The organism is Streptococcus oralis (assembly GCF_001579025.1).
In the GTDB taxonomy this organism is placed as follows: Bacteria; Bacillota; Bacilli; order Lactobacillales; family Streptococcaceae; genus Streptococcus; species Streptococcus oralis_X.
On sequence record NZ_KQ970236.1, the window covers coordinates 134,422 to 158,037 of the forward strand.

The 23,616-nt window shown below is 41.6% G+C and carries 40 protein-coding genes; all 40 read left to right on the forward strand.

Annotation, left to right across the window (positions count from 1 at the left end; genetic code table 11):
- Positions 1-38 precede the first annotated feature (38 nt).
- Positions 39-182, forward strand: coding sequence for a hypothetical protein (locus tag SORDD27_RS10015; protein WP_000933184.1), 144 nt, complete (start codon positions 39-41; stop codon positions 180-182).
- Between the two features lie 35 nt (positions 183-217).
- Positions 218-1,732, forward strand: coding sequence for a hypothetical protein (locus SORDD27_RS06940; protein ID WP_061428266.1), 1,515 nt, complete (start codon positions 218-220; stop codon positions 1,730-1,732).
- A 129-nt stretch (positions 1,733-1,861) separates the two neighbouring features.
- Positions 1,862-4,069, forward strand: a complete 2,208-nt coding sequence (gene nrdD, locus SORDD27_RS06945; protein WP_061428268.1) for an anaerobic ribonucleoside-triphosphate reductase — start codon at positions 1,862-1,864, stop codon at positions 4,067-4,069.
- Between the two features lie 11 nt (positions 4,070-4,080).
- Positions 4,081-4,221: a hypothetical protein gene (locus SORDD27_RS06950; RefSeq protein WP_061428269.1), complete on the forward strand. Its 141-nt coding sequence runs from the start codon at positions 4,081-4,083 to the stop codon at positions 4,219-4,221.
- Between the two features lie 43 nt (positions 4,222-4,264).
- Positions 4,265-4,765: a GNAT family N-acetyltransferase gene (locus tag SORDD27_RS06955; protein WP_061428271.1), complete on the forward strand. Its 501-nt coding sequence runs from the start codon at positions 4,265-4,267 to the stop codon at positions 4,763-4,765.
- 9 nt (positions 4,766-4,774) lie between these two features.
- A complete protein-coding gene (locus tag SORDD27_RS06960; protein WP_061428273.1) occupies positions 4,775-5,281 on the forward strand; it encodes a GNAT family N-acetyltransferase in 507 nt (168 codons plus the stop codon).
- A 4-nt stretch (positions 5,282-5,285) separates the two neighbouring features.
- The gene (gene nrdG / locus SORDD27_RS06965) at positions 5,286-5,882 is read left to right on the forward strand and encodes an anaerobic ribonucleoside-triphosphate reductase activating protein (protein WP_061428274.1); all 597 of its coding nucleotides are present in this window, start codon (positions 5,286-5,288) and stop codon (positions 5,880-5,882) included.
- Positions 5,879-6,505: a uridine kinase family protein gene (locus tag SORDD27_RS06970; RefSeq protein WP_061428275.1), complete on the forward strand. Its 627-nt coding sequence runs from the start codon at positions 5,879-5,881 to the stop codon at positions 6,503-6,505. Before nrdG ends, SORDD27_RS06970 begins: the two co-directional genes overlap by 4 nt.
- Before the next feature lie 265 nt (positions 6,506-6,770).
- Positions 6,771-7,079, forward strand: coding sequence for a 30S ribosomal protein S10 (gene rpsJ / locus SORDD27_RS06975; RefSeq protein ID WP_001284513.1), 309 nt, complete (start codon positions 6,771-6,773; stop codon positions 7,077-7,079).
- Between the two features lie 82 nt (positions 7,080-7,161).
- Complete coding sequence (gene rplC / locus SORDD27_RS06980; protein ID WP_000160197.1) at positions 7,162-7,788, forward strand: 50S ribosomal protein L3; 627 nt, start codon at positions 7,162-7,164, stop codon at positions 7,786-7,788.
- 24 nt (positions 7,789-7,812) lie between these two features.
- On the forward strand, positions 7,813-8,436 hold the full coding sequence (gene rplD, locus SORDD27_RS06985) for a 50S ribosomal protein L4 (RefSeq protein ID WP_000024539.1): 624 nt from the start codon (positions 7,813-7,815) through the stop codon (positions 8,434-8,436).
- Positions 8,436-8,732 (forward strand): 50S ribosomal protein L23, encoded by a 297-nt coding sequence (locus SORDD27_RS06990; protein ID WP_001055347.1) that lies wholly within the window; start codon positions 8,436-8,438, stop codon positions 8,730-8,732. Before rplD ends, SORDD27_RS06990 begins: the two co-directional genes overlap by 1 nt.
- A gap of 17 nt (positions 8,733-8,749) precedes the next feature.
- Positions 8,750-9,583, forward strand: coding sequence for a 50S ribosomal protein L2 (gene rplB, locus SORDD27_RS06995; RefSeq protein ID WP_000512910.1), 834 nt, complete (start codon positions 8,750-8,752; stop codon positions 9,581-9,583).
- A 102-nt stretch (positions 9,584-9,685) separates the two neighbouring features.
- The gene (gene rpsS, locus SORDD27_RS07000; RefSeq protein WP_000533766.1) at positions 9,686-9,967 is read left to right on the forward strand and encodes a 30S ribosomal protein S19; all 282 of its coding nucleotides are present in this window, start codon (positions 9,686-9,688) and stop codon (positions 9,965-9,967) included.
- A gap of 11 nt (positions 9,968-9,978) precedes the next feature.
- The gene (gene rplV, locus SORDD27_RS07005; protein WP_000818137.1) at positions 9,979-10,323 is read left to right on the forward strand and encodes a 50S ribosomal protein L22; all 345 of its coding nucleotides are present in this window, start codon (positions 9,979-9,981) and stop codon (positions 10,321-10,323) included.
- Positions 10,324-10,335: 12 nt separating this feature from the next.
- Entirely contained in the window at positions 10,336-10,989 is a 654-nt protein-coding gene (gene rpsC, locus SORDD27_RS07010) for a 30S ribosomal protein S3 (RefSeq protein ID WP_000529936.1), read from the forward strand.
- Between the two features lie 3 nt (positions 10,990-10,992).
- A complete protein-coding gene (gene rplP / locus SORDD27_RS07015; RefSeq protein WP_000960946.1) occupies positions 10,993-11,406 on the forward strand; it encodes a 50S ribosomal protein L16 in 414 nt (137 codons plus the stop codon).
- A 9-nt stretch (positions 11,407-11,415) separates the two neighbouring features.
- Positions 11,416-11,622 (forward strand): 50S ribosomal protein L29, encoded by a 207-nt coding sequence (rpmC, locus tag SORDD27_RS07020; RefSeq protein ID WP_000772918.1) that lies wholly within the window; start codon positions 11,416-11,418, stop codon positions 11,620-11,622.
- Positions 11,623-11,646: 24 nt separating this feature from the next.
- On the forward strand, positions 11,647-11,907 hold the full coding sequence (rpsQ, locus tag SORDD27_RS07025) for a 30S ribosomal protein S17 (RefSeq protein WP_000440801.1): 261 nt from the start codon (positions 11,647-11,649) through the stop codon (positions 11,905-11,907).
- 25 nt (positions 11,908-11,932) lie between these two features.
- Positions 11,933-12,301, forward strand: a complete 369-nt coding sequence (gene rplN, locus SORDD27_RS07030; RefSeq protein ID WP_000616545.1) for a 50S ribosomal protein L14 — start codon at positions 11,933-11,935, stop codon at positions 12,299-12,301.
- 182 nt (positions 12,302-12,483) lie between these two features.
- The gene (rplX, locus tag SORDD27_RS07035; RefSeq protein ID WP_000497691.1) at positions 12,484-12,789 is read left to right on the forward strand and encodes a 50S ribosomal protein L24; all 306 of its coding nucleotides are present in this window, start codon (positions 12,484-12,486) and stop codon (positions 12,787-12,789) included.
- A gap of 23 nt (positions 12,790-12,812) precedes the next feature.
- Positions 12,813-13,355 carry a 50S ribosomal protein L5 gene (gene rplE / locus SORDD27_RS07040; RefSeq protein ID WP_000013542.1) on the forward strand — a complete coding sequence of 181 codons (543 nt, stop codon included), beginning with the start codon at positions 12,813-12,815 and terminating at the stop codon, positions 13,353-13,355.
- A gap of 17 nt (positions 13,356-13,372) precedes the next feature.
- Positions 13,373-13,558 (forward strand): type Z 30S ribosomal protein S14, encoded by a 186-nt coding sequence (locus SORDD27_RS07045; protein WP_001085697.1) that lies wholly within the window; start codon positions 13,373-13,375, stop codon positions 13,556-13,558.
- Positions 13,559-13,771: 213 nt separating this feature from the next.
- Positions 13,772-14,170 carry a 30S ribosomal protein S8 gene (gene rpsH, locus SORDD27_RS07050; protein ID WP_000245504.1) on the forward strand — a complete coding sequence of 133 codons (399 nt, stop codon included), beginning with the start codon at positions 13,772-13,774 and terminating at the stop codon, positions 14,168-14,170.
- A gap of 192 nt (positions 14,171-14,362) precedes the next feature.
- A complete protein-coding gene (gene rplF, locus SORDD27_RS07055; protein ID WP_000086626.1) occupies positions 14,363-14,899 on the forward strand; it encodes a 50S ribosomal protein L6 in 537 nt (178 codons plus the stop codon).
- Between the two features lie 83 nt (positions 14,900-14,982).
- Positions 14,983-15,339 (forward strand): 50S ribosomal protein L18, encoded by a 357-nt coding sequence (gene rplR, locus SORDD27_RS07060; RefSeq protein ID WP_000624044.1) that lies wholly within the window; start codon positions 14,983-14,985, stop codon positions 15,337-15,339.
- Positions 15,340-15,356: 17 nt separating this feature from the next.
- Positions 15,357-15,851 (forward strand): 30S ribosomal protein S5, encoded by a 495-nt coding sequence (gene rpsE, locus SORDD27_RS07065; RefSeq protein ID WP_000874204.1) that lies wholly within the window; start codon positions 15,357-15,359, stop codon positions 15,849-15,851.
- Positions 15,852-15,864: 13 nt separating this feature from the next.
- Entirely contained in the window at positions 15,865-16,047 is a 183-nt protein-coding gene (rpmD, locus tag SORDD27_RS07070; RefSeq protein WP_000057241.1) for a 50S ribosomal protein L30, read from the forward strand.
- A gap of 144 nt (positions 16,048-16,191) precedes the next feature.
- Positions 16,192-16,632, forward strand: a complete 441-nt coding sequence (gene rplO, locus SORDD27_RS07075) for a 50S ribosomal protein L15 (RefSeq protein ID WP_000766089.1) — start codon at positions 16,192-16,194, stop codon at positions 16,630-16,632.
- Positions 16,633-16,644: 12 nt separating this feature from the next.
- Complete coding sequence (gene secY / locus SORDD27_RS07080) at positions 16,645-17,955, forward strand: preprotein translocase subunit SecY (protein ID WP_000465385.1); 1,311 nt, start codon at positions 16,645-16,647, stop codon at positions 17,953-17,955.
- A gap of 145 nt (positions 17,956-18,100) precedes the next feature.
- Complete coding sequence (locus tag SORDD27_RS07085) at positions 18,101-18,739, forward strand: adenylate kinase (RefSeq protein ID WP_001050433.1); 639 nt, start codon at positions 18,101-18,103, stop codon at positions 18,737-18,739.
- Positions 18,740-18,855: 116 nt separating this feature from the next.
- A complete protein-coding gene (infA, locus tag SORDD27_RS07090) occupies positions 18,856-19,074 on the forward strand; it encodes a translation initiation factor IF-1 (protein WP_001029883.1) in 219 nt (72 codons plus the stop codon).
- A 24-nt stretch (positions 19,075-19,098) separates the two neighbouring features.
- Entirely contained in the window at positions 19,099-19,215 is a 117-nt protein-coding gene (gene rpmJ, locus SORDD27_RS07095; RefSeq protein WP_001808836.1) for a 50S ribosomal protein L36, read from the forward strand.
- Positions 19,216-19,232: 17 nt separating this feature from the next.
- The gene (rpsM, locus tag SORDD27_RS07100; protein WP_000090781.1) at positions 19,233-19,598 is read left to right on the forward strand and encodes a 30S ribosomal protein S13; all 366 of its coding nucleotides are present in this window, start codon (positions 19,233-19,235) and stop codon (positions 19,596-19,598) included.
- 17 nt (positions 19,599-19,615) lie between these two features.
- Complete coding sequence (gene rpsK, locus SORDD27_RS07105; protein ID WP_001118385.1) at positions 19,616-19,999, forward strand: 30S ribosomal protein S11; 384 nt, start codon at positions 19,616-19,618, stop codon at positions 19,997-19,999.
- A gap of 42 nt (positions 20,000-20,041) precedes the next feature.
- Entirely contained in the window at positions 20,042-20,977 is a 936-nt protein-coding gene (locus SORDD27_RS07110) for a DNA-directed RNA polymerase subunit alpha (RefSeq protein WP_061421459.1), read from the forward strand.
- Between the two features lie 11 nt (positions 20,978-20,988).
- Complete coding sequence (gene rplQ / locus SORDD27_RS07115; RefSeq protein WP_000331493.1) at positions 20,989-21,375, forward strand: 50S ribosomal protein L17; 387 nt, start codon at positions 20,989-20,991, stop codon at positions 21,373-21,375.
- A 263-nt stretch (positions 21,376-21,638) separates the two neighbouring features.
- Entirely contained in the window at positions 21,639-21,905 is a 267-nt protein-coding gene (locus tag SORDD27_RS07120; RefSeq protein ID WP_000644111.1) for an ACT domain-containing protein, read from the forward strand.
- A gap of 9 nt (positions 21,906-21,914) precedes the next feature.
- Positions 21,915-23,252, forward strand: a complete 1,338-nt coding sequence (locus SORDD27_RS07125; protein WP_061428276.1) for a PFL family protein — start codon at positions 21,915-21,917, stop codon at positions 23,250-23,252.
- A gap of 236 nt (positions 23,253-23,488) precedes the next feature.
- Positions 23,489-23,616, forward strand: a 128-nt coding sequence (locus tag SORDD27_RS10370; RefSeq protein WP_231069330.1) for a phosphoglycerate mutase family protein, incomplete at its 3' end; no start/stop codon positions are given.

A 23,616-nucleotide genomic window follows, 5' to 3' on the forward strand; every position in this document is an offset into this window, starting at 1 on the left:
TTTGTCTTCTTACGAATAGATAAGTAAAGGAGAAAACCATGCTTAATCTAGAAGATGATGATTTTATCAGAGAGTATAGAAATAGTCGATTCCACCGTTTTCGTGAAATCGAACGCTTTGCGCTATTGGATAAGAAATTCAGCAAATATCAATCCCAAGCTGACATTCCTGTAAGATTTTGATATACTAAAACAGATAAACTTAGAGGAGAAATTGAATGAACGTATACGGGAAAATAGATGAAAAACAAGAAGAATCTCATTACCAAGACTGGTCAACGTCAGAAAAGAGAGAAGGAGCTTCCATTCCCTTTTTTAGTATCATGCTTTGGAGTTTAGTGGCCACAGCCATTTCGATTGTCCTGCCTTTTATTTTTGGTTTAGTCAGTCCGCAACAAACTCAGGATCTTTATACCGGTTGGGCCTTGCATCAAAATGGTCAAATGTATACAGATTACTTTGGAACGAATGGATTGCTCTATTACTTGCTAACCTATCTTTCCCTAGGAAGTATTCTGCTTGCTTTGGTTGAGTGGTTGGCCTTGTTTGGAGCAGGTGTTTTCCTTTTTAAATCTGCAGATGCTCTTACTGGTCAAGCAGAAGAAGCCAAGAAGCTGGTATTTGTGTTCTATTTGTTAGTGGCAGGACTCGCTTTTGGTGGTGGCTATGCTCTCTTAGTAGCCTTGCCTTTCCTATTTTATTCATTGAGCATTGTTACGAACTATTTGGCTTATCCAAATGACGACAAAGGATTTGTAAGAGTAGGGATGAGCCTTGCTCTCGCTTTCTTCCTTGCACCGCTTCCTACAGCCTTATTTGCGGCTGTACTGGCTCTGGGTATCATTGGCTTTAATCTAGGCAAAGGTCGCTTGGTTCACGGGTTATATCAGTTCTTTGCGTCAGCCTTAGGGTTTTCACTCTTATTCTATCCTTTGGGCTACTATACAGTGTGGACAGGTAGTTTTGGGGATGCTATTAGCCAGACCTTATATCCAGTAAATACTCTTAGCCTCTTTTCAAATTCACATTTACTTGAAAATGCGGCTTTCTATGGCTTGCTCGCTGTGGGGCTAGGTTCCCTTGGTTTGCTCTTTACTGGTTTATTCCAGTCAAAACCAGCCAAGCAATATGCCTTATCAATTGCTACTAGCTTGGGCTTGTTGGTTTCTTTGGGAATATTGATTCTCTCAAATGAACCTGTCAACGGTACTCGTCTCGTTATTCTCCTTCCTTTCTTGGTCTTGCTCCTTCTGACAGGAATCAAGGAAACTGCTTCGGAGGGAGGAAACCGTCGTAGAAGACGTGAGAAAAAAGCCTCTTTTATTAAAGGGAATTTCTATCTGCCACTGTTTGCCCTTGCCTACCTCATTGCTCTTCCTATCCTGAGTCGCTACCTTTCACACCCAGCGACTTATCAGGAGAGAGAACGTCTTGCTAGTGTGGTCAAACAGCAAACGAGTTCTGAGGATCGAGTCTATGCTTGGGATGATCGTCCAGATTTCTATCGTGCAAGTGAACGCTTGGCGCCGACTTCTTTAGTGACACCAACACTCTATACTGCAAGCGACGAAAATAAAACCAAACTGATGAATGATCTAAAAGAAAATCAACCAAAGATGATTATGGTTAATCAAAAAGTTGCCTTGTGGTCGGATGTAGAGAGCTGGCTCAGTGAAAAATATGAGCTTGTTCAGACAGATACTAGCGAGTTCAAACTTTATAAATCAAAATAACAAAAAATCAATATCTTGTGGAATTTTAAAAATTTTAGGATTTTTGACACAAGATATTGATTTTTATTTTTAGAGTGGTATAATACTGAATATAAAGAATTCAACAATATTTTAGAAAAGAGCATGGATATGATTGTATTAGAAGAAAAGCTTGCAACCGTTCCCACCTTGTTCGTTGAAAAACGAGATGGTAGACGTGTGGTGTTTGATGTAGACAAGATTGACAAGGCTCTCCACAAGGCGGCGGAAAAGGTTATGGACCTTACGCCTCTAGTAGAAAAACGCCTAAATGGTCTAGTTGAAAGAATCGTGACGGAAATTCACAGCCGCTTCCCTCAAGGGGTTAAGATTTACGAAATTCAAAATGTCGTAGAACATGAACTCCTTGAAGCTAAAGAGTATGCGCTGGCTGAGGAGTATATCACTTATCGGACACAAAGGGATTTTGAGCGCTCAAAAGCGACAGATATCAACTTTAGTATCCATAAACTTCTCAATAAAGATCAAGCAGTTGTCAATGAAAATGCCAATAAAGACAGCGATGTCTTCAACACCCAGCGTGATTTGACAGCAGGGATTGTTGGGAAGTCAATCGGGCTACAAATGCTTCCTAAGCACGTAGCCAATGCTCACCAAAAAGGGGATATCCACTATCATGACTTGGACTACAGCCCCTACACTCCTATGACTAACTGCTGTTTGATTGATTTTAAAGGCATGCTGGAAAATGGTTTTAAGATTGGCAATGCAGAGGTAGAGAGTCCCAAGTCTATCCAGACTGCGACAGCTCAAATTTCACAAATCATCGCCAACGTTGCTTCTAGCCAGTACGGGGGCTGCTCAGCTGACCGTATCGATGAAGTCTTAGCTCCGTATGCAGAGAAGAATTATCAAAAACACCTCAAGGATGCGGATGAGTGGGTCTTGCCTGACAAACGGGAAGATTACGCTTGGAAGAAAACCCAAAAGGACATCTACGATGCCATGCAATCTCTTGAGTATGAAATCAACACTCTCTTCACTTCAAATGGTCAAACACCTTTTACTTCGCTCGGTTTTGGTTTAGGAACTAGTCGTTTTGAACGGGAAATTCAAAAAGCTATCTTAAACATCCGAATCAAGGGTCTTGGTTCAGAACATCGAACAGCCATCTTCCCTAAACTCATCTTTACGCTAAAAAGAGGACTTAACTTAGAGGAAGGTTCACCTAACTACGACATCAAACAGTTGGCCCTCGAGTGTGCAACCAAGCGGATGTACCCAGATGTCTTGTCCTATGATAAGATTATCGAACTGACTGGTTCTTTCAAGGTTCCTATGGGCTGCCGTTCTTTCCTCCAAGGATGGAAGGATGAAAATGGTGTAGAAGTCAATTCAGGTCGTATGAATCTAGGTGTTGTGACAGTCAATTTACCTCGTATCGCCCTCGAGTCTGAAGGGGATCTGAATAAGTTTTGGGAAATCTTCAATGAACGTATGAACATCGCAGAAGATGCTTTGGTTTACCGTGTTGAACGTACCAAGGAAGCAACACCAGCGAATGCCCCTATCCTTTATCAGTACGGAGCCTTTGGCCGCCGTCTTGGAAAAGAAGAAAGTGTTGACCAACTCTTTAAGAATCGCCGTGCAACTATTTCTCTAGGCTATATCGGTTTGTACGAAGTGGCGACGGTCTTCTTTGGCAACAGCTGGGAAAGCAATCCAGAAGCCAAGGAATTCACGCTTGACATCATTCGTGATATGAAACGACGTGTAGAAGAGTGGTCAGATCAATATGATTACCATTTCTCTATCTACTCAACACCATCCGAAAGCTTGACAGACCGCTTCTGTCGACTAGATACAGAGAAGTTTGGTTCTATTCCTGATATTACAGATAAGGAATACTACACCAATTCTTTCCACTACGATGTTCGTAAAAATCCGACACCGTTTGAAAAGCTGGATTTTGAAAAAGTTTATCCAGAAGCAGGTGCGTCAGGTGGTTTCATCCATTATTGTGAGTATCCAGTTCTTCAACAAAATCCTAAGGCCCTCGAAGCTGTTTGGGACTATGCCTATGACCGAGTTGGCTATCTAGGAACCAATACTCCGATTGATCGCTGTTACAAGTGTGACTTTGAAGGGGATTTTGAACCAACTGAAAGAGGATTTGCTTGTCCCAACTGTGGCAATAGCGACCCTAAAACAGTAGATGTGGTCAAACGTACGTGTGGTTATCTGGGAAATCCTCAAGCGCGTCCGATGGTTAACGGACGCCACAAGGAAATCGCTGCGCGTGTCAAACACATGAACGGTTCAACCATTAAAACAGCCGGACATGAAGTGAGAAATTAGAAGGAAATAGAATGGGGAAATACCAATTAGACGATAAGGGACGCGCACAAGTGACCCGTTATCACGTGAAACACTCGAAAGGTGGAACAGGTAAAAAAGAACGCTTGCTCAACCTCAGAGAACAGTTTTTAAACAAGAACAAGAAAAAATAAAAGTGAGAGTTGCCTCTCACTTTTCTCTTAATTGGAGGTGAAAATGATACTACGCAGACCAACATTGGCAGATAAAGAAACAGTTTTAGAGATAATGGCAGAGTTTGAACAAGCTCAGTCCCCTCACGACGGTGGATTTTGGGATGCTGAGAATTTTGTTTATGAAGAGTGGCTAGAAGAAAATCTTCAAGCGGAAGCGGGACTCAATATTCCTGAAAACTGGGTTCCTGCTATCCAGCTGGTTAGTTTTGACGTAGCAGGCCAGGCTCTTGGCTTTCTCAACCTTCGTCTCCGATTAAATGACTACTTACTAGAAAATGGGGGCCATATTGGCTACTCCATCCGCCCCTCTGAAAGAGGCAAGGGTTATGCCAAAGAAGCTCTCAGACAAGGCCTGCAAGTTGCCAAGGAGAAGAACATCAAAAAAGCACTTGTGACCTGTAGTACGGAAAATCCTGCTAGTAGGGCGGTGATTGTGGCTAATGGTGGGGAGTTGGAGGATGTTCGAAACGGAACGGAGCGCTACTGGATGGATGTCGATTAAGGAGGAAGCATGGAGCTAAGACGACCAACTTTGGAAGATAAAGAAGCTATATTAGAGATGATTGCGGAGTTCGATGCAGCAAAATCCTATATGCACGGTGGCATGGGCTCTGCTTGGAAGCGAGCAAAGGATTATGAGGATTGTTTAAAGATTGTAGAGCAGCAAGAGGATGCTGCCAACCTGCCAGTAGGCTGGGTTCCTGCAATCAAATTTTTATCCTTTGATGAGACTGGCTTGCCTTTGGGATTTTTAGCCCTGCGCTTGTCCTTGAATGACAAATTATTTGTGGAAGGTGGACATATTGGCTACTCCATCCGCCCTTCTGTAAGAGGTAAAGGTTATGCCAAAGAAGCCCTCAGACAAGGCCTGCAAGTTGCCAAGGAGAAGAACATCAAAAAAGCACTTGTGACCTGTAGTACGGAAAATCCTGCTAGTAGGGCGGTGATTGTTGCAAATGGTGGAGTGTTTGAGGATGTTCGCAATGGCGTAGAACGTTACTGGATAGATTTGGAGTAGAAGGATGACATGGAATACACCAAAACCAGGTGAATGGAAAAGTGAAGAACTCAGTAAAGGGCGTATCATTGACTATAAGGCCTTTAACTTTGTCGATGGAGAAGGTGTGCGAAACTCTCTCTATGTATCAGGTTGCATGTTTCACTGCGAAGGGTGCTATAATGTTGCGACTTGGTCTTTCAATGCAGGTATTCCTTATACAGCAGAGTTAGAAGAACAGATCATGGTAGACCTTACCCAGCCCTATGTTCAAGGATTGACCCTGCTGGGAGGAGAACCTTTTCTTAATACAGGAATTCTCTTGCCTCTCGTTAAACGCATTCGAAAGGAATTGCCAGATAAAGACATCTGGTCCTGGACGGGCTACACGTGGGAAGAAATGATGCTGGAAACTCCAGATAAACTGGAACTCTTATCACTGATTGACATCCTTGTCGATGGACGGTATGATAAAAGCAAGCGTAATCTCATGCTCCAGTTTCGAGGTTCCTCTAATCAACGAATTATCGATGTGCAAAAATCCCTCAAAAGTGGGCAGGTGGTGATTTGGGACAAGCTTAATGACGGAAAAGAAAGCTATGAACAGGTGAAGAGAGAATGAAGAAAAAAGACCTGATAGAACAACTGGTTTCAGAGATTGAAACGGGAAGAATTAGGACGCTAGGGATCTACGGTCATGGAGCTTCAGGTAAGTCAACCTTCGCTCAGGGATTATATCAAGCCCTAGATCCTACTAGAGTAAATTTGCTAGAAACAGATCCCTATATCACCTCAGAACGTCACCTGGTAGTACCAAAGCAAGCACCTGATCAAAAGGTGACAGCTTGTCTCCCAGTGGCGCATGAACTGGCAAGTTTACAGAGAGATATTCTCGCCTTGCAGGCAGGTATGGATATCTTAACAATCGATGAACCGTGGAAGGCTAGCGAGATCTTATCTGGAGTCAAACCGATTCTGATTGTTGAAGGGATGTCTGTGGGCTTTCTACCCAAGGAACTCTTTGACAAAACCATCTGTTTCTACACGGATGAGGAGACCGAATTAAAGAGGCGCTTAGCTCGAGATACAACTATGAGAAATCGAGATACTTCCTTTGTGTTAGCTAGCCATCAGATGAGACGGGAGCAGTATCTGCGTTACTATAGAGAAACCGAGTCTGAAGCAGATATCTTAGTGGATCAATCAGAAGATAAATTCAAAGTCAAAATGACTCGTATTATATAGAAGAAAAGATTGGTTTTAATAGTCGTAAATTAGTAATTGTATGAAGATGAAATAGGAAAACAGTTTCATCCCAAAAAAACGAAAAAAAGCTCACAAATCCCTTGCAATCACAGGGGCTTTGTGTTATTCTATTATGGTGCTGTAAATTACAGCCTTAGCTTTGATGCAAGAGGTTGCGACACGCTCGGTTGCATTGCCACGCAACGCGCGTCGGTTTTCTTGTGGAGCTAGCCTATTATCTTAAATAGACGAAAAGGAGAAAAAGATGGCAAACAAAAAAATCCGTATCCGTTTGAAAGCTTACGAACACCGTACGCTTGACACAGCGGCTGCAAAAATCGTAGAATCAGCTACTCGTACAGGTGCACAAGTTGCGGGTCCAATCCCACTTCCAACTGAACGTAGCCTCTACACAATCATTCGTGCGACTCACAAATACAAAGACTCTCGCGAACAATTCGAAATGCGTACACACAAACGTTTGATCGATATCGTTAACCCAACTCAAAAAACAGTTGATGCTTTGATGAAATTGGATCTTCCAAGTGGTGTAAACGTAGAAATCAAGCTTTAATCCAAAGTTTGAAACCTTGAGCATGAAAAACGCTCGTTAAAAACTTTTTGAATAAAAAATATAGAAAAGGAACTATTTTCTCATGACAAAAGGAATCTTAGGGAAAAAAGTGGGAATGACTCAAATCTTCACTGAAGCTGGCGAATTGATCCCTGTAACAGTTATTGAAGCAACTCCAAACGTTGTTCTTCAAGTTAAAACTGTAGAAACAGACGGATACAACGCTATCCAAGTTGGTTTCGATGACAAACGCGAAGTATTGAGCAACAAACCTGCTAAAGGACATGTAGCGAAAGCTAACACGGCTCCTAAGCGCTTCATTCGTGAATTCAAAAACGTTGAAGGCTTGGAAGTTGGTGCTGAAATCACAGTTGAAACATTCGCAGCTGGAGACGTTGTTGACGTAACTGGTACTTCTAAAGGTAAAGGTTTCCAAGGTGTTATCAAACGCCACGGACAATCACGTGGACCAATGGCTCACGGTTCTCGTTACCACCGTCGTCCAGGTTCTATGGGACCTGTTGCACCTAACCGCGTATTCAAAGGTAAAAACCTTGCAGGACGTATGGGTGGCGACCGCGTAACAATTCAAAACCTTGAAGTTGTACAAGTTGTTCCAGAAAAGAACGTTATCCTTATCAAAGGTAACGTACCAGGTGCTAAGAAATCTCTTATCACTATCAAATCAGCAGTTAAAGCTGGTAAATAATAAAGAAAGGGGAAATCAGTCACAATGGCAAACGTAACATTATTTGACCAAACTGGTAAAGAAGCTGGCCAAGTTGTTCTTAACGATGCAGTATTTGGTATTGAACCAAATGAATCAGTTGTGTTTGATGTGATCATCAGCCAACGCGCAAGCCTTCGTCAAGGAACACACGCTGTTAAAAACCGCTCTGCAGTATCAGGTGGTGGACGCAAACCATGGCGTCAAAAAGGAACTGGACGTGCTCGTCAAGGTTCTATCCGCTCACCACAATGGCGTGGTGGTGGCGTTGTCTTCGGACCAACTCCACGTTCATACGGCTACAAACTTCCACAAAAAGTTCGTCGCCTAGCTCTTAAATCAGTTTACTCTGAAAAAGTTGCTGAAAACAAATTTGTAGCCGTTGATTCTCTTGAATTTACAGCTCCAAAAACTGCTGAATTTGCAAAAGTTCTTGCAGCATTGAGCATCGATTCTAAAGTTCTTGTTATCCTTGAAGAAGGAAATGAATTCGCAGCTCTTTCAGCTCGTAACCTTCCAAACGTGAAAGTTGCAACTGCTACAACTGCAAGTGTTCTTGACATCGCAAATAGCGACAAACTTCTTGTCACACAAGCAGCTATCTCTAAAATCGAGGAGGTTCTTGCATAATGAATTTGTATGATGTTATCAAAAAACCTGTCATCACTGAAAGCTCAATGGCTCAACTTGAAGCAGGAAAATATGTATTTGAAGTTGACACTCGTGCACACAAACTTTTGATCAAGCAAGCTGTTGAAGCTGCTTTCGAAGGTGTTAAAGTTGCCAACGTTAACACAATCAACGTAAAACCAAAAGCGAAACGTGTTGGACGTTACACAGGTTTTACTAACAAAACTAAAAAAGCTATCATCACACTTACAGCTGATTCAAAAGCAATCGAGTTGTTTGCTGCTGAAGCTGAATAATCTAAGGAGGAAATATCGTGGGAATTCGTGTTTATAAACCAACAACAAACGGTCGCCGTAATATGACTTCTTTGGATTTCGCTGAAATCACAACAAGCACTCCTGAAAAATCATTGCTTGTTGCATTGAAGAGTAAGGCTGGTCGTAACAACAACGGTCGTATCACAGTTCGTCACCAAGGTGGTGGACACAAACGTTTCTACCGTTTGGTTGACTTCAAACGTAACAAAGACAACGTTGAAGCTGTTGTTAAAACAATCGAGTACGATCCAAACCGTTCTGCAAACATCGCTCTTGTACACTACACTGACGGTGTGAAAGCATACATCATCGCTCCAAAAGGTCTTGAAGTTGGTCAACGCATCGTTTCAGGTCCAGAAGCAGATATCAAAGTCGGAAACGCTCTTCCGCTTGCTAACATCCCAGTTGGTACTTTGATCCACAACATCGAGTTGAAACCAGGTCGTGGTGGAGAATTGGTACGTGCAGCTGGAGCTTCTGCTCAAGTATTGGGTCAAGAAGGTAAATACGTTCTTGTTCGTCTTCAATCTGGCGAAGTTCGTATGATTCTTGGAACTTGTCGTGCAACAGTTGGTGTTGTCGGAAACGAACAACATGGACTTGTAAACCTTGGTAAAGCAGGACGAAGCCGTTGGAAAGGTATCCGCCCAACAGTTCGTGGTTCTGTAATGAACCCTAACGATCACCCACACGGTGGTGGTGAAGGTAAAGCGCCAGTTGGACGTAAAGCGCCATCTACTCCATGGGGCAAACCTGCTCTTGGTCTTAAAACTCGTAACAAGAAAGCGAAATCTGACAAACTTATCGTTCGTCGTCGCAACGAGAAATAATAGTAAACTAGTCGCCTAAGCAACTAGGAAATCCGCCAGCTCGGTAGCGCTCCATGTGAGCGCAAGCCGCTGTGGTACAACATTTAAAGGAGAAAAATTAAAATGGGACGCAGTCTTAAAAAAGGACCTTTCGTCGATGAGCATTTGATGAAAAAAGTTGAAGCTCAAGCTAACGACGAAAAGAAAAAAGTTATCAAAACTTGGTCACGTCGTTCAACGATCTTCCCAAGTTTCATTGGTTACACTATCGCAGTTTATGACGGACGTAAACACGTACCTGTTTACATCCAAGAAGACATGGTAGGTCACAAACTTGGTGAATTTGCACCAACTCGTACTTACAAAGGTCACGCTGCAGACGACAAGAAAACACGTAGAAAATAAGGAGAACATAAATGGCAGAAATTACTTCAGCTAAAGCAATGGCTCGTACAGTACGTGTTTCACCTCGTAAATCACGTCTTGTTCTTGACAACATCCGTGGTAAAAGCGTAGCCGATGCTATTGCAATCTTGACATTCACACCAAACAAAGCTGCTGAAATCATCTTGAAAGTTTTGAACTCAGCTGTAGCTAACGCTGAAAACAACTTTGGTTTGGATAAAGCTAACTTGGTAGTATCTGAAGCATTCGCAAACGAAGGACCAACTATGAAACGTTTCCGTCCACGTGCGAAAGGTTCAGCTTCACCAATCAACAAACGTACAGCTCACATCACTGTGGCTGTTGCAGAAAAATAAGGAGGTAACATCGTGGGTCAAAAAGTACATCCAATTGGTATGCGTGTCGGCATCATCCGTGATTGGGATGCCAAATGGTATGCTGAAAAAGAATACGCGGATTACCTTCATGAAGATCTTGCAATCCGTAAATTCGTTCAAAAAGAACTTGCTGACGCAGCAGTTTCAACTATCGAAATTGAACGCGCAGTAAACAAAGTTAACGTTTCACTTCACACTGCTAAACCAGGTATGGTTATCGGTAAAGGTGGTGCTAACGTTGATGCACTCCGTGCAAAACTTAACAAATTGACTGGAAAACAAGTACACATCAACATCATCGAAATCAAACAACCTGATTTGGATGCTCACCTTGTAGGTGAAGGAATTGCTCGTCAATTGGAGCAACGTGTCGCTTTCCGTCGTGCACAAAAACAAGCAATCCAACGTGCAATGCGTGCTGGAGCTAAAGGAATCAAAACTCAAGTATCAGGTCGTTTGAACGGTGCAGATATCGCCCGTGCTGAAGGATACTCTGAAGGAACTGTTCCACTTCACACACTTCGTGCAGATATCGATTACGCTTGGGAAGAAGCAGATACTACATACGGTAAACTTGGTGTTAAAGTATGGATCTACCGTGGTGAAGTTCTTCCAGCTCGTAAAAACACTAAAGGAGGTAAATAACCAATGTTAGTACCTAAACGTGTTAAACACCGTCGTGAATTCCGTGGAAAAATGCGCGGTGAAGCAAAAGGTGGAAAAGAAGTAGCATTCGGTGAATACGGTCTTCAAGCTACAACTAGCCACTGGATCACTAACCGCCAAATCGAAGCTGCTCGTATCGCCATGACTCGTTACATGAAACGTGGTGGTAAAGTTTGGATTAAAATCTTCCCACACAAATCATACACTGCTAAAGCTATCGGTGTGCGTATGGGATCTGGTAAAGGGGCGCCTGAAGGTTGGGTAGCACCAGTTAAACGTGGTAAAGTGATGTTCGAAATCGCTGGTGTATCTGAAGAGATTGCTCGCGAAGCGCTTCGTCTTGCAAGCCACAAATTGCCAGTTAAATGTAAATTCGTAAAACGTGAAGCAGAATAAGGAGAAGGCATGAAACTTAATGAAGTAAAAGAATTTGTTAAAGAACTTCGTGGTCTTTCTCAAGAAGAACTCGCGAAGCGCGAAAACGAATTGAAAAAAGAATTGTTTGAACTTCGTTTCCAAGCTGCTACTGGTCAATTGGAACAAACAGCTCGCTTGAAAGAAGTTAAAAAACAAATTGCTCGTATCAAAACAGTTCAATCTGAAGCGAAATAATAGACTAGGGAAGGAGAAATTTCAATGGAACGCAATAATCGTAAGGTTCTTGTTGGACGTGTTGTATCTGACAAAATGGACAAGACAATCACAGTTGTAGTTGAAACAAAACGTAACCACCCAGTCTATGGTAAACGTATTAACTACTCTAAGAAATACAAAGCACATGATGAAAACAATGTTGCCAAAGAAGGCGATATCGTACGTATCATGGAAACTCGTCCGCTTTCAGCTACAAAACGTTTCCGTCTTGTAGAAGTTGTTGAAGAAGCGGTCATCATCTAATCAAACCTGAAAGGAGAAAACTGAAATGATTCAAACAGAAACTCGTTTGAAAGTTGCAGACAACAGCGGTGCTCGCGAAATCTTGACTATCAAAGTTCTTGGTGGTTCAGGACGTAAATTTGCAAACATCGGTGATGTTATCGTGGCATCTGTAAAACAAGCTACTCCTGGTGGTGCGGTTAAAAAAGGTGACGTTGTAAAAGCTGTTATCGTTCGTACTAAATCAGGTGCTCGTCGTGCTGATGGTTCATACATCAAATTTGACGAAAACGCAGCAGTTATCATCCGTGAAGACAAAACTCCTCGCGGAACACGTATCTTTGGCCCAGTTGCACGTGAATTGCGTGAAGGTGGCTTCATGAAGATCGTGTCACTTGCTCCAGAAGTACTTTAATTGGTTGCTCAAAGAAAATTAAAACAAGTCTAGGAAGTAAGACGAAAGCATAACTTAAGTTAGGTGAGTTGAAACTGACGAAGGATTGCTTTGATTTTCGCAGAGCAAAAACAAACAAACTAGTCCCCTAGCTTTAAGCTAGGGTGCCCTTATGGGCGTAAGAAAAATCAAGGAGAAACCTAATGTTTGTAAAAAAAGGCGACAAAGTTCGCGTAATCGCTGGTAAAGATAAGGGAACAGAAGCTGTTGTCCTTACTGCCCTTCCAAAAGTAAACAAAGTTATCGTTGAAGGTGTTAACATTGTTAAGAAACACCAACGTCCAACTAACGAGCTTCCTCAAGGTGGTATCATCGAGAAAGAAGCAGCTATCCACGTATCAAACGTTCAAGTATTGGACAAAAATGGTGTAGCTGGTCGTGTTGGTTACAAATTTGTAGACGGTAAAAAAGTTCGCTACAACAAAAAATCAGGCGAAGTGCTTGATTAATCACGAAGGAAAGGAGAAGTATAATGGCAAATCGTTTAAAAGAAAAATATCTTAATGAAGTAGTTCCTGCTTTGACAGAACAATTCAACTACTCATCAGTGATGGCTGTGCCTAAAGTAGATAAGATCGTTTTGAACATGGGTGTTGGTGAAGCTGTATCAAACGCTAAAAGTCTTGAAAAAGCTGCTGAAGAATTGGCACTTATCTCAGGTCAAAAACCACTTATCACTAAAGCTAAAAAATCAATCGCCGGCTTCCGTCTTCGTGAAGGTGTAGCGATTGGTGCAAAAGTTACCCTTCGTGGTGAACGTATGTACGAATTCTTGGACAAATTGGTTTCAGTTTCACTTCCACGTGTGCGTGACTTCCACGGTGTTCCAACAAAATCATTTGATGGACGCGGAAACTACACTCTTGGTGTGAAAGAACAATTGATCTTCCCAGAAATTAACTTTGATGACGTTGACAAAACTCGTGGTCTTGACATCGTTATCGTAACAACTGCTAACACTGACGAAGAGTCACGTGCATTGCTTACAGGCCTTGGAATGCCTTTTGCAAAATAATATAGGAGGTAAATCTAATGGCTAAAAAATCAATGATTGCTAAGAACAAACGTCCAGCGAAGTTCTCTACTCAAGCTTATACTCGTTGTGAAAAATGTGGTCGTCCACATTCAGTTTACCGCAAATTTAAACTTTGCCGTGTTTGCTTCCGTGAATTAGCTTACAAAGGACAAATTCCTGGTGTAACAAAAGCATCTTGGTAATATCATGATACAAAGAGCGTAACAACCACAGCAAAAATAGGAAATTTGGTGAAGGAGCGATGCTCCAAATCAAATTTATCTTTTTTGCCCAGGTTGTAGCTCGTGTTCAAATAAGAGTTCTCTCATTTGAATGTGTCAATACTATCTGAGCCCAGCTCAATCATTAACTAGCAAGTGCAACTTGCAAACTACTAGTAAGAGGAGAAAAACAAAATGGTTATGACTGACCCAATCGCAGACTTCCTAACTCGTATTCGTAACGCTAACCAAGCGAAACACGAAGTACTTGAAGTACCTGCATCAAACATCAAAAAAGGGATTGCTGAAATCCTTAAACGCGAAGGTTTTGTTAAGAACGTAGAAATCATCGAAGATGACAAACAAGGCATCATCCGTGTTTTCCTTAAATACGGACCAAACGGTGAAAAAGTTATCACTAACTTGAAACGTGTTTCTAAACCAGGACTTCGTGTCTACAAAAAACGTGAAGATCTTCCAAAAGTTCTTAACGGACTTGGAATTGCTATCCTTTCAACTTCTGAAGGTTTGCTTACTGATAAAGAAGCTCGCCAAAAGAATGTTGGTGGAGAGGTTATCGCTTACGTTTGGTAAAATCAAGATACAAAGCTCGTAAAGAACAAAGCAAAATTAGGAAGTTGGAGAAGTTTGTTTACAAACAAGCCAACTTATCTATTTTGCACAGTTCTTAGAGCGTGTTCAATTTAGCTATTGAACTCAATAAGTATCTTTAACCCCGTGAAAACTGGCCATTCTGGCCTGACAATTTAACAGGAGAAAATAAACATGTCACGTATTGGTAATAAAGTTATCGTGTTGCCCGCTGGTGTTGAAATCACTAACAATGACAACGTTGTAACTGTAAAAGGACCTAAAGGAGAACTTACTCGTGAGTTCTCAAAAGATATTGAAATTCGTGTGGAAGGTACTGAAGTAACTCTTCACCGTCCAAACGATTCAAAAGAAATGAAAACAATCCACGGAACTACTCGTGCCCTTTTGAACAACATGGTTGTTGGTGTATCAGAAGGATTCAAGAAAGAACTTGAAATGCGTGGGGTTGGTTACCGTGCACAACTTCAAGGATCTAAACTTGTTTTGGCTGTTGGTAAATCTCATCCAGACGAAGTTGAAGCTCCAGAAGGAATTACTTTTGAACTTCCAAACCCAACAACAATCGTTGTTAGCGGAATTTCAAAAGAAGTAGTTGGTCAAACAGCTGCTTACGTACGTAGCCTTCGTTCACCAGAACCATATAAAGGTAAAGGTATCCGTTACGTTGGTGAATTCGTTCGCCGTAAAGAAGGTAAAACAGGTAAATAATGTTGAGTGGTTGATTTTTAACCACCAACCTATTTTCCAACTTAGTGCATAGCACACGATTTAAAACTAAAGAGGTGAAAACTGTGATTTCTAAACCAGATAAAAACAAACTCCGCCAAAAACGCCACCGTCGCGTTCGCGGAAAACTCTCTGGAACTGCTGATCGCCCACGTTTGAACGTATTCCGTTCTAATACAGGCATCTACGCTCAAGTGATTGATGACGTAGCGGGTGTAACGCTCGCAAGTGCTTCAACTCTTGACAAAGAAGTTTCAAAAGGAACTAAAACTGAACAAGCCGTTGCTGTCGGTAAACTCGTTGCAGAACGTGCAAACGCTAAAGGTATTTCAGAAGTGGTGTTCGACCGCGGTGGATATCTATATCACGGACGTGTGAAAGCTTTGGCTGATGCAGCTCGTGAAAACGGATTGAAATTCTAATAGGAGGACACTAGAAAATGGCATTTAAAGACAATGCAGTTGAATTAGAAGAACGCGTAGTTGCTGTCAACCGTGTTACAAAAGTTGTTAAAGGTGGACGTCGTCTTCGTTTCGCAGCTCTTGTTGTTGTTGGTGACCACAACGGTCGCGTAGGATTTGGTACTGGTAAAGCTCAAGAAGTTCCAGAAGCAATCCGCAAAGCAGTAGAAGATGCTAAGAAAAACTTGATTGAAGTTCCTATGGTTGGAACAACAATCCCACACGAAGTTCTTTCAGAATTCGGTGGAGCTAAAGTATTGTTGAAACCTGCTGTAGAAGGTTCTGGAGTTGCCGCTGGTGGTGCCGTTCGTGCCGTTGTGGAATTGGCAGGTGTGGCAGATATTACATCTAAATCACTTGGCTCTAACACTCCAATCAACATTGTTCGCGCAACTGTTGAAGGTTTGAAACAATTGAAACGCGCTGAAGAAGTTGCTGCCCTTCGTGGTATCTCAGTTTCTGATTTGGCATAAGAAAGGGGATAAAATGGCTCAAATTAAAATTACTTTGACTAAGTCTCCAATCGGACGCATTCCATCACAACGTAAAACTGTTGTAGCACTTGGACTTGGCAAATTGAACAGCTCTGTTATCAAAGAAGACAACGCTGCTATCCGTGGTATGATCACTGCAGTATCTCACTTGGTAACAGTTGAAGAAGTAAACTAATGAATTTTTAGGGGATGTGGCAATACTCATCCCCTAAAACTAGGTATAGTCATCTAAGATGACCATGTATAGGCGAGTTGATAAGGGAGACAACCTTTTCTCTCTTATCGGCGCTAGCATTTTACAAAAGAGGAGAAAATAATAATGAAACTTCATGAATTGAAACCTGCAGAAGGTTCTCGTAAAGTACGTAACCGTGTTGGTCGTGGTACTTCATCAGGTAACGGTAAAACATCTGGTCGCGGTCAAAAAGGTCAAAAAGCTCGTAGCGGTGGCGGAGTTCGCCTTGGTTTTGAAGGTGGACAAACTCCATTGTTCCGTCGTCTTCCAAAACGCGGATTCACTAACATCAACGCTAAAGAATACGCAATTGTAAACCTTGACCAATTGAACGTCTTTGAAGACGGTGCAGAAGTAACTCCAGTTGTACTTATCGAAGCAGGAATTGTGAAAGCTGAAAAATCAGGAGTTAAAATTCTTGGTAACGGTGAGTTGACTAAGAAATTGACTGTGAAAGCAGCTAAATTCTCTAAATCAGCTGAGGAAGCTATCACTGCTAAAGGTGGTTCTGTAGAAGTCATCTAAGAGAGGTGACCCATGTTTTTTAAATTACTAAAAGAAGCGCTCAAGGTTAAACAAGTTCGATCAAAAATTCTCTTTACAATTTTTATCATTCTTGTTTTCCGTATTGGGACAAGTATTACAGTTCCAGGTGTGAATGCGAAAAGTTTAGAAGCTCTCAGTGGTTTATCTTTCTTGAACATGCTTAGTCTTGTTTCAGGGAATGCCATGAAGAACTTCTCCGTTTTTGCACTCGGAGTAAGTCCGTATATCACTGCTTCAATCGTTGTTCAATTGCTACAAATGGATATTTTACCGAAGTTTGTAGAATGGGGCAAACAAGGGGAAGTAGGACGGAGAAAACTAAACCAAGCTACTCGTTATATTGCACTTGTGCTTGCATTTGTTCAATCTATCGGGATTACAGCAGGATTTAATACTCTATCTGGAGCGAAATTATTAACGACAGCTTTAACTCCACAAGTTTTTGTTACTATTGGTATTATCCTCACAGCAGGTAGTATGATTGTAACTTGGCTCGGGGAACAAATTACAGATAAGGGATACGGAAATGGTGTTTCTATGATCATCTTTGCAGGTATTGTTGCTTCAATTCCTGAGATGATTAAAGGCATCTATGTTGACTACTTCGTCAATATTCCAAGTAGCCGTTTGACTTCATCTATTATCTTTGTCGTTATTTTGATTATCGCTGTCTTGTTGATTGTATACTTTACAACCTTTGTTCAACAGGCAGAATATAAAATTCCAATCCAATATACAAAAGTTGCTCAAGGAGCCCCATCAAGCTCATACCTTCCATTGAAGGTAAACCCAGCGGGGGTTATCCCAGTTATCTTTGCAAGTTCCATTACAGCAGCACCTGCAGCCATTCTTCAATTTTTGAGTGCTACAGGTCATGATTGGGCTTGGGTACGTACAGCACAGGAAATGTTATCTACAACATCTCCGACAGGTGTTGCTATGTATGCCTTGTTGATCATTCTCTTTACATTCTTCTATACATTTGTACAGATCAATCCAGAGAAGGCAGCAGAAAACTTGCAAAAGAGTGGAGCCTACATTCATGGTGTCCGTCCTGGTAAGGGTACTGAAGAGTTCATGTCGAAACTTCTTCGTCGCCTTGCGACTGTCGGATCAATCTTCCTAGGTGTGATTTCAATCTTGCCGATTGTGGCAAAAGATGTCTTTGGTCTTTCAGAAGCTGTTGCTTTTGGGGGAACTAGTCTTTTGATCATTATCTCAACTGGTATCGAAGGAATCAAACAGCTAGAAGGTTATCTATTGAAACGTAAGTATGTTGGTTTCATGGACAAAACAGAATAAAAGCAAGATTATTTTTGCTTAGAGAGTGGAGTATGAAGGTCTATCTATCAGAGAGATTTTCGTCTCCCCTCTTCTATTTTGTTTTTGAATAGGGGTTGAAACAAATTTCTACTTCTATTTAAATACAAAATAAGGAGATCCTATCATGAATCTTTTGATTATGGGCTTACCTGGAGCAGGTAAGGGAACGCAAGCAGCTAAAATTGTGGAGCAATTCCACGTGGCACACATTTCAACTGGAGATATGTTCCGTGCTGCTATGGCAAATCAAACTGAAATGGGTGTACTTGCGAAGTCATATATTGACAAAGGTGAGTTGGTTCCAGATGAAGTTACAAATGGAATCGTTAAAGAACGCCTTTCACAGGACGACATCAAGGAAACAGGTTTCTTGTTGGATGGTTACCCACGTACGATTGAACAAGCTCATGCCTTGGACAAAACATTGGCGGAACTTGGTATCGAACTGGAAGGTGTGATCAACATCGAAGTGAACCCAGATTGTCTCTTGGAACGTTTGAGTGGTCGTATCATCCACCGCGAAACAGGTGAAACCTTCCACAAAGTTTTCAACCCACCAGTTGACTATAAAGAGGAAGATTACTACCAACGTGAAGATGATAAACCTGAGACAGTGAAGCGTCGTTTGGATGTGAATATCGCCCAAGGTGAACCAATCATTGCTCACTACCGTGCCAAAGGATTGGTCCACGATATCGAAGGAAATCAAGATATCAATGATGTGTTCAAAGACATCGAAAAAGTATTGACAAATTTGAAATAAAGCGTTTTTCACACTTGCAAAAAATCGCTACAAATGTTATACTGAGATAGTCTGACTTATAATTGTTGTCTCTGTTTTCAGAGGCATCGAATCGAAATTTATGGAGGTGCTTTTGCGTGGCAAAAGACGATGTGATTGAAGTTGAAGGCAAAGTAGTCGATACAATGCCTAACGCAATGTTTACGGTTGAACTTGAAAATGGACATCAGATTTTAGCAACAGTTTCTGGTAAAATTCGTAAAAACTATATTCGTATTTTAGCGGGAGATCGTGTTACTGTCGAGATGAGTCCATATGACTTGACACGTGGACGTATCACTTACCGCTTTAAATAATCGAAAAACTTGGAGGGATAAGAAATGAAAGTAAGACCATCGGTCAAACCAATTTGCGAATACTGTAAAGTAATTCGTCGTAATGGTCGTGTTATGGTAATTTGCCCAGCAAATCCAAAACACAAACAACGTCAAGGATAAGATAGAAAGGAGAAAACATGGCTCGTATTGCTGGAGTTGACATTCCAAATGACAAACGCGTAGTAATCTCATTGACTTACGTTTATGGTATCGGACTTGCAACATCTAAGAAAATTTTGGCTGCTGCTGGAATCTCAGAAGATGTTCGTGTACGTGACCTTACATCAGATCAAGAAGATGCTATCCGTCGTGAAGTGGATGCAATCAAAGTTGAAGGTGACCTTCGTCGTGAAGTAAACTTGAACATCAAACGTTTGATGGAAATCGGTTCATACCGTGGTATTCGTCACCGTCGTGGACTTCCTGTCCGTGGACAAAACACTAAAAACAACGCTCGCACTCGTAAAGGTAAAGCTGTTGCGATTGCTGGTAAGAAAAAATAATATAGGAGGTAAAAGTCTTGGCTAAACCAACACGTAAACGTCGTGTGAAAAAGAATATCGAATCTGGTATTGCTCATATTCACGCTACATTTAATAACACTATTGTTATGATTACTGATGTGCATGGTAATGCAATTGCTTGGTCATCAGCTGGTGCTCTTGGTTTCAAAGGTTCTCGTAAATCTACACCATTCGCTGCTCAAATGGCTTCTGAAGCTGCTGCTAAATCTGCACAAGAACACGGTCTTAAATCAGTTGAAGTTACTGTAAAAGGTCCAGGTTCTGGTCGTGAGTCAGCTATTCGTGCGCTTGCTGCCGCTGGTCTTGAAGTAACAGCAATTCGTGATGTGACTCCAGTGCCACACAATGGTGCTCGTCCTCCAAAACGTCGCCGTGTATAATCATCGCATTACACTGCTTTTCGTTTAAGAGGGAGTAACTAAATGATTGAGTTTGAAAAACCAAATATAACAAAAATTGATGAAAATAAAGATTATGGCAAGTTTGTAATCGAACCACTTGAACGTGGTTACGGTACAACTCTTGGTAACTCTCTTCGTCGTGTACTACTAGCTTCTCTACCAGGAGCAGCAGTGACATCTATCAACATTGAAGGTGTCTTGCATGAGTTCGACACAGTTCCAGGTGTTCGTGAAGACGTGATGCAAATCATTCTGAACATTAAAGGGATTGCAGTGAAATCATACGTTGAAGACGAAAAAATCATTGAACTGAATGTTGAAGGTCCCGCTGAAATTACAGCTGGAGACATTTTGACTGACAGTGATATTGAAATTGTAAATCCAGATCATTATCTCTTTACAATCGGTGAAGGTTCTTCTCTAAAAGCGACAATGACTGTTAACAGTGGTCGTGGATATGTACCTGCTGATGAAAACAAAAAAGATAATGCACCAGTTGGAACACTTGCTGTAGATTCTATTTATACACCAGTTACAAAAGTCAACTATCAAGTAGAGCCTGCTCGTGTAGGTAGCAATGATGGATTTGACAAATTAACCCTTGAAATCTTGACTAATGGAACAATTATTCCAGAAGATGCTTTAGGGCTTTCAGCACGTATCTTGACAGAACATCTTGATTTGTTTACAAATCTTACTGAGATTGCTAAGTCAACTGAAGTGATGAAAGAAGCTGATACTGAATCTGACGATCGTATTTTGGATCGTACGATTGAGGAACTGGACTTGTCTGTGCGTTCATACAACTGTTTGAAACGTGCCGGTATCAATACTGTGCATGATTTGACAGAAAAATCTGAAGCAGAGATGATGAAAGTACGAAATCTTGGACGCAAGAGTTTGGAAGAAGTGAAACTCAAACTCATTGACTTGGGTCTTGGATTAAAAGATAAATAAAGGAGGAATACATGGCTTACCGTAAACTAGGACGCACTAGCTCACAACGTAAAGCAATGCTTCGCGATTTGACAACTGACCTTTTGATCAACGAATCAATCGTTACAACTGAAGCTCGTGCTAAAGAAATCCGTAAAACTGTTGAAAAAATGATTACTCTAGGTAAACGTGGTGATTTGCATGCACGTCGTCAAGCAGCTGCTTTCGTACGTAATGAAATCGCATCTGAAAACTATGATGAAGCAACTGATAAGTACACTTCTACTACAGCACTTCAAAAATTGTTCTCAGAAATCGCACCTCGTTATGCTGAACGTAACGGTGGATACACTCGTATCCTTAAAACTGAACCACGTCGTGGTGATGCTGCGCCAATGGCGATCATCGAATTAGTATAAAATCATCAATTTTGTTGAGTGTTATGATGATGGAGTCTTGTGCTCTTAGTCTAGCTCTGGTCTACCGCTGGGACTTCGGTCCTAGCGGGAACACTCATCATCATTTGATAGGGTAGACGCTTGTTTACGAAATTGTTTTTTTCTTAAGAACAACTTCGTAAGCAGGCGTTTTTTAGTATTTTCTATGGAAATATGCTATACTAGGAAAAAAGAAAATCAAAAACGTTCAGGTTTTCTAAAAATCGTAGAAATGGGGTATAAGAATGAAGGCTATTATTACAGTGGTTGGTAAGGACAAGGCTGGGATCGTTGCAGGCGTGTCTACTAAGATTGCAGAGTTGGGTTTGAATATTGACGATATTTCTCAGACGGTGTTGGATGAATACTTTACCATGATGGCGGTCGTTTCTAGTGACGAAAAACAAGATTTCACTTATTTGCGAAATGAGTTTGAAACTTTCGGTCAGACCTTGAATGTCAAAATCAATATTCAGAGTGCGGCGATTTTTGACGCTATGTATAATATCTAGGAGGTGGCTATGGATATTAGACAAGTTACAGAAACCATTGCCATGATCGAGGAGCAGAACTTCGATATCAGAACCATCACCATGGGGATTTCCCTTTTGGACTGTATTGATCCAGACATCGAACGTGCTGCTGAAAAGATTTACCAAAAAATTACCACTAAAGCTGCAAATTTAGTGGCTGTAGGAGATGAAATTGCTGCGGAACTAGGGATTCCTATTGTTAATAAACGGGTATCGGTGACACCGATTTCTTTAATTGGTGCTGCGACTGATGCGACAGACTATGTTGTTTTGGCAAAGGCTCTTGATAGGGCTGCTAAGGAGATCGGTGTTGACTTTATTGGTGGATTCTCAGCTTTGGTACAAAAAGGCTACCAAAAAGGAGATGAAATTCTCATCAATTCTATCCCACGCGCTCTAGCTGAGACAGACAAGGTTTGTTCGTCCGTCAATATCGGCTCGACCAAGTCAGGTATCAACATGACTGCGGTCGCTGATATGGGACGTATCATCAAGGAAACAGCTGCGCTATCAGATATGGGTGCGGCCAAATTAGTCGTATTTGCTAATGCTGTTGAGGACAATCCTTTTATGGCAGGGGCCTTTCATGGTGTTGGCGAAGCAGATGTTATCATCAATGTCGGGGTTTCGGGTCCTGGTGTGGTCAAGCGTGCCTTGGAAAAAGTTCGTGGACAGAGCTTTGATGTGGTAGCGGAAACAGTCAAGAAAACGGCCTTCAAGATTACTCGTATCGGTCAATTAGTTGGTCAGATGGCCAGCGAGAGACTGGGTGTTGATTTTGGAATTGTCGACCTAAGTTTGGCACCTACTCCTGCAGTTGGCGATTCTGTGGCTCGTGTCCTTGAGGAAATGGGCCTAGAAACAGTTGGTACGCATGGGACGACGGCTGCCCTCGCTCTTTTGAATGACCAAGTTAAGAAGGGCGGAGTGATGGCTTGTAACCAAGTCGGTGGCTTGTCAGGTGCTTTTATCCCCGTTTCTGAAGATGAGGGGATGATTGCTGCGGTGCAAGATGGCTCTCTAAATTTAGAGAAACTAGAGGCCATGACGGCTATCTGTTCTGTTGGGTTGGATATGATTGCCATTCCGGAAGATACGCCTGCTGAAACCATTGCAGCTATGATTGCGGATGAGGCGGCAATCGGTGTTATTAACATGAAAACAACGGCTGTCCGTATTATTCCAAAGGGCAAAGAAGGCGATATGATTGAGTTTGGTGGCTTGCTAGGGACAGCTCCAGTTATGAAGGTCAACGGGGCTTCGTCTATTGATTTCATCTCTCGCGGTGGGCAAATCCCAGCTCCAATCCATAGTTTTAAAAATTAATAAAAAAGAGAGAGGATTTAAGTTGAGTTTAAGGATGACTGTGTATACTATAATCATTAAATAAAGACCTCCTAACTTTATTTAATAGAAATCCTAAACTTTTTCATAATAATCTCCTAGGGAAGCTACCATGAGGGTAGCTTTTCTTTTGGATAATTTACAAATGTTGGCTTTGCTTTTGAAAGCCGAATATTTCTTTGATCCATGGTATAATAGAAGAAAATGGAGGATAGAAAATGTCTAAAGTAAGATTGTACTTGGTCCGTCATGGGAAAACGATGTTTAACACCATTGGACGTGCTCAAGGATGGAGTGATACACCTCTGACTGCAGAAGGTGAGTTGGGAATCCATGAACTGGGAAT

Excerpts from the sequence above, each read along its gene's own strand:
- rpsQ (WP_000440801.1), top strand. The coding sequence starts at position 11,647 with ATGGAACGCAATAATCGTAAGGTTCTTGTTGGACGTGTTGTATCTGAC.
- SORDD27_RS06960 (WP_061428273.1), top strand. The coding sequence starts at position 4,775 with ATGGAGCTAAGACGACCAACTTTGGAAGATAAAGAAGCTATATTAGAG.
- rplV (WP_000818137.1), top strand. The coding sequence starts at position 9,979 with ATGGCAGAAATTACTTCAGCTAAAGCAATGGCTCGTACAGTACGTGTT.
- rpmJ (WP_001808836.1), top strand. The coding sequence starts at position 19,099 with ATGAAAGTAAGACCATCGGTCAAACCAATTTGCGAATACTGTAAAGTA.
- rpmD (WP_000057241.1), top strand. The coding sequence starts at position 15,865 with ATGGCTCAAATTAAAATTACTTTGACTAAGTCTCCAATCGGACGCATT.
- SORDD27_RS07110 (WP_061421459.1), top strand. The coding sequence starts at position 20,042 with ATGATTGAGTTTGAAAAACCAAATATAACAAAAATTGATGAAAATAAA.
- rplO (WP_000766089.1), top strand. The coding sequence starts at position 16,192 with ATGAAACTTCATGAATTGAAACCTGCAGAAGGTTCTCGTAAAGTACGT.
- rpmC (WP_000772918.1), top strand. The coding sequence starts at position 11,416 with ATGAAACTTAATGAAGTAAAAGAATTTGTTAAAGAACTTCGTGGTCTT.
- rplC (WP_000160197.1), top strand. The coding sequence starts at position 7,162 with ATGACAAAAGGAATCTTAGGGAAAAAAGTGGGAATGACTCAAATCTTC.
- rpsS (WP_000533766.1), top strand. The coding sequence starts at position 9,686 with ATGGGACGCAGTCTTAAAAAAGGACCTTTCGTCGATGAGCATTTGATG.
- rplQ (WP_000331493.1), top strand. The coding sequence starts at position 20,989 with ATGGCTTACCGTAAACTAGGACGCACTAGCTCACAACGTAAAGCAATG.
- rplF (WP_000086626.1), top strand. The coding sequence starts at position 14,363 with ATGTCACGTATTGGTAATAAAGTTATCGTGTTGCCCGCTGGTGTTGAA.
- rplD (WP_000024539.1), top strand. The coding sequence starts at position 7,813 with ATGGCAAACGTAACATTATTTGACCAAACTGGTAAAGAAGCTGGCCAA.
- rpsE (WP_000874204.1), top strand. The coding sequence starts at position 15,357 with ATGGCATTTAAAGACAATGCAGTTGAATTAGAAGAACGCGTAGTTGCT.
- SORDD27_RS06970 (WP_061428275.1), top strand. The coding sequence starts at position 5,879 with ATGAAGAAAAAAGACCTGATAGAACAACTGGTTTCAGAGATTGAAACG.
- SORDD27_RS07085 (WP_001050433.1), top strand. The coding sequence starts at position 18,101 with ATGAATCTTTTGATTATGGGCTTACCTGGAGCAGGTAAGGGAACGCAA.
- secY (WP_000465385.1), top strand. The coding sequence starts at position 16,645 with ATGTTTTTTAAATTACTAAAAGAAGCGCTCAAGGTTAAACAAGTTCGA.
- rpsJ (WP_001284513.1), top strand. The coding sequence starts at position 6,771 with ATGGCAAACAAAAAAATCCGTATCCGTTTGAAAGCTTACGAACACCGT.
- SORDD27_RS07125 (WP_061428276.1), top strand. The coding sequence starts at position 21,915 with ATGGATATTAGACAAGTTACAGAAACCATTGCCATGATCGAGGAGCAG.
- SORDD27_RS07045 (WP_001085697.1), top strand. The coding sequence starts at position 13,373 with ATGGCTAAAAAATCAATGATTGCTAAGAACAAACGTCCAGCGAAGTTC.
- rplX (WP_000497691.1), top strand. The coding sequence starts at position 12,484 with ATGTTTGTAAAAAAAGGCGACAAAGTTCGCGTAATCGCTGGTAAAGAT.
- nrdG (WP_061428274.1), top strand. The coding sequence starts at position 5,286 with ATGACATGGAATACACCAAAACCAGGTGAATGGAAAAGTGAAGAACTC.
- SORDD27_RS07120 (WP_000644111.1), top strand. The coding sequence starts at position 21,639 with ATGAAGGCTATTATTACAGTGGTTGGTAAGGACAAGGCTGGGATCGTT.
- rplE (WP_000013542.1), top strand. The coding sequence starts at position 12,813 with ATGGCAAATCGTTTAAAAGAAAAATATCTTAATGAAGTAGTTCCTGCT.
- SORDD27_RS06955 (WP_061428271.1), top strand. The coding sequence starts at position 4,265 with ATGATACTACGCAGACCAACATTGGCAGATAAAGAAACAGTTTTAGAG.
- nrdD (WP_061428268.1), top strand. The coding sequence starts at position 1,862 with ATGATTGTATTAGAAGAAAAGCTTGCAACCGTTCCCACCTTGTTCGTT.
- rpsH (WP_000245504.1), top strand. The coding sequence starts at position 13,772 with ATGGTTATGACTGACCCAATCGCAGACTTCCTAACTCGTATTCGTAAC.
- SORDD27_RS06940 (WP_061428266.1), top strand. The coding sequence starts at position 218 with ATGAACGTATACGGGAAAATAGATGAAAAACAAGAAGAATCTCATTAC.
- SORDD27_RS06950 (WP_061428269.1), top strand. The coding sequence starts at position 4,081 with ATGGGGAAATACCAATTAGACGATAAGGGACGCGCACAAGTGACCCGT.
- rpsM (WP_000090781.1), top strand. The coding sequence starts at position 19,233 with ATGGCTCGTATTGCTGGAGTTGACATTCCAAATGACAAACGCGTAGTA.
- SORDD27_RS10015 (WP_000933184.1), top strand. The coding sequence starts at position 39 with ATGCTTAATCTAGAAGATGATGATTTTATCAGAGAGTATAGAAATAGT.
- rplN (WP_000616545.1), top strand. The coding sequence starts at position 11,933 with ATGATTCAAACAGAAACTCGTTTGAAAGTTGCAGACAACAGCGGTGCT.
- rplP (WP_000960946.1), top strand. The coding sequence starts at position 10,993 with ATGTTAGTACCTAAACGTGTTAAACACCGTCGTGAATTCCGTGGAAAA.
- SORDD27_RS06990 (WP_001055347.1), top strand. The coding sequence starts at position 8,436 with ATGAATTTGTATGATGTTATCAAAAAACCTGTCATCACTGAAAGCTCA.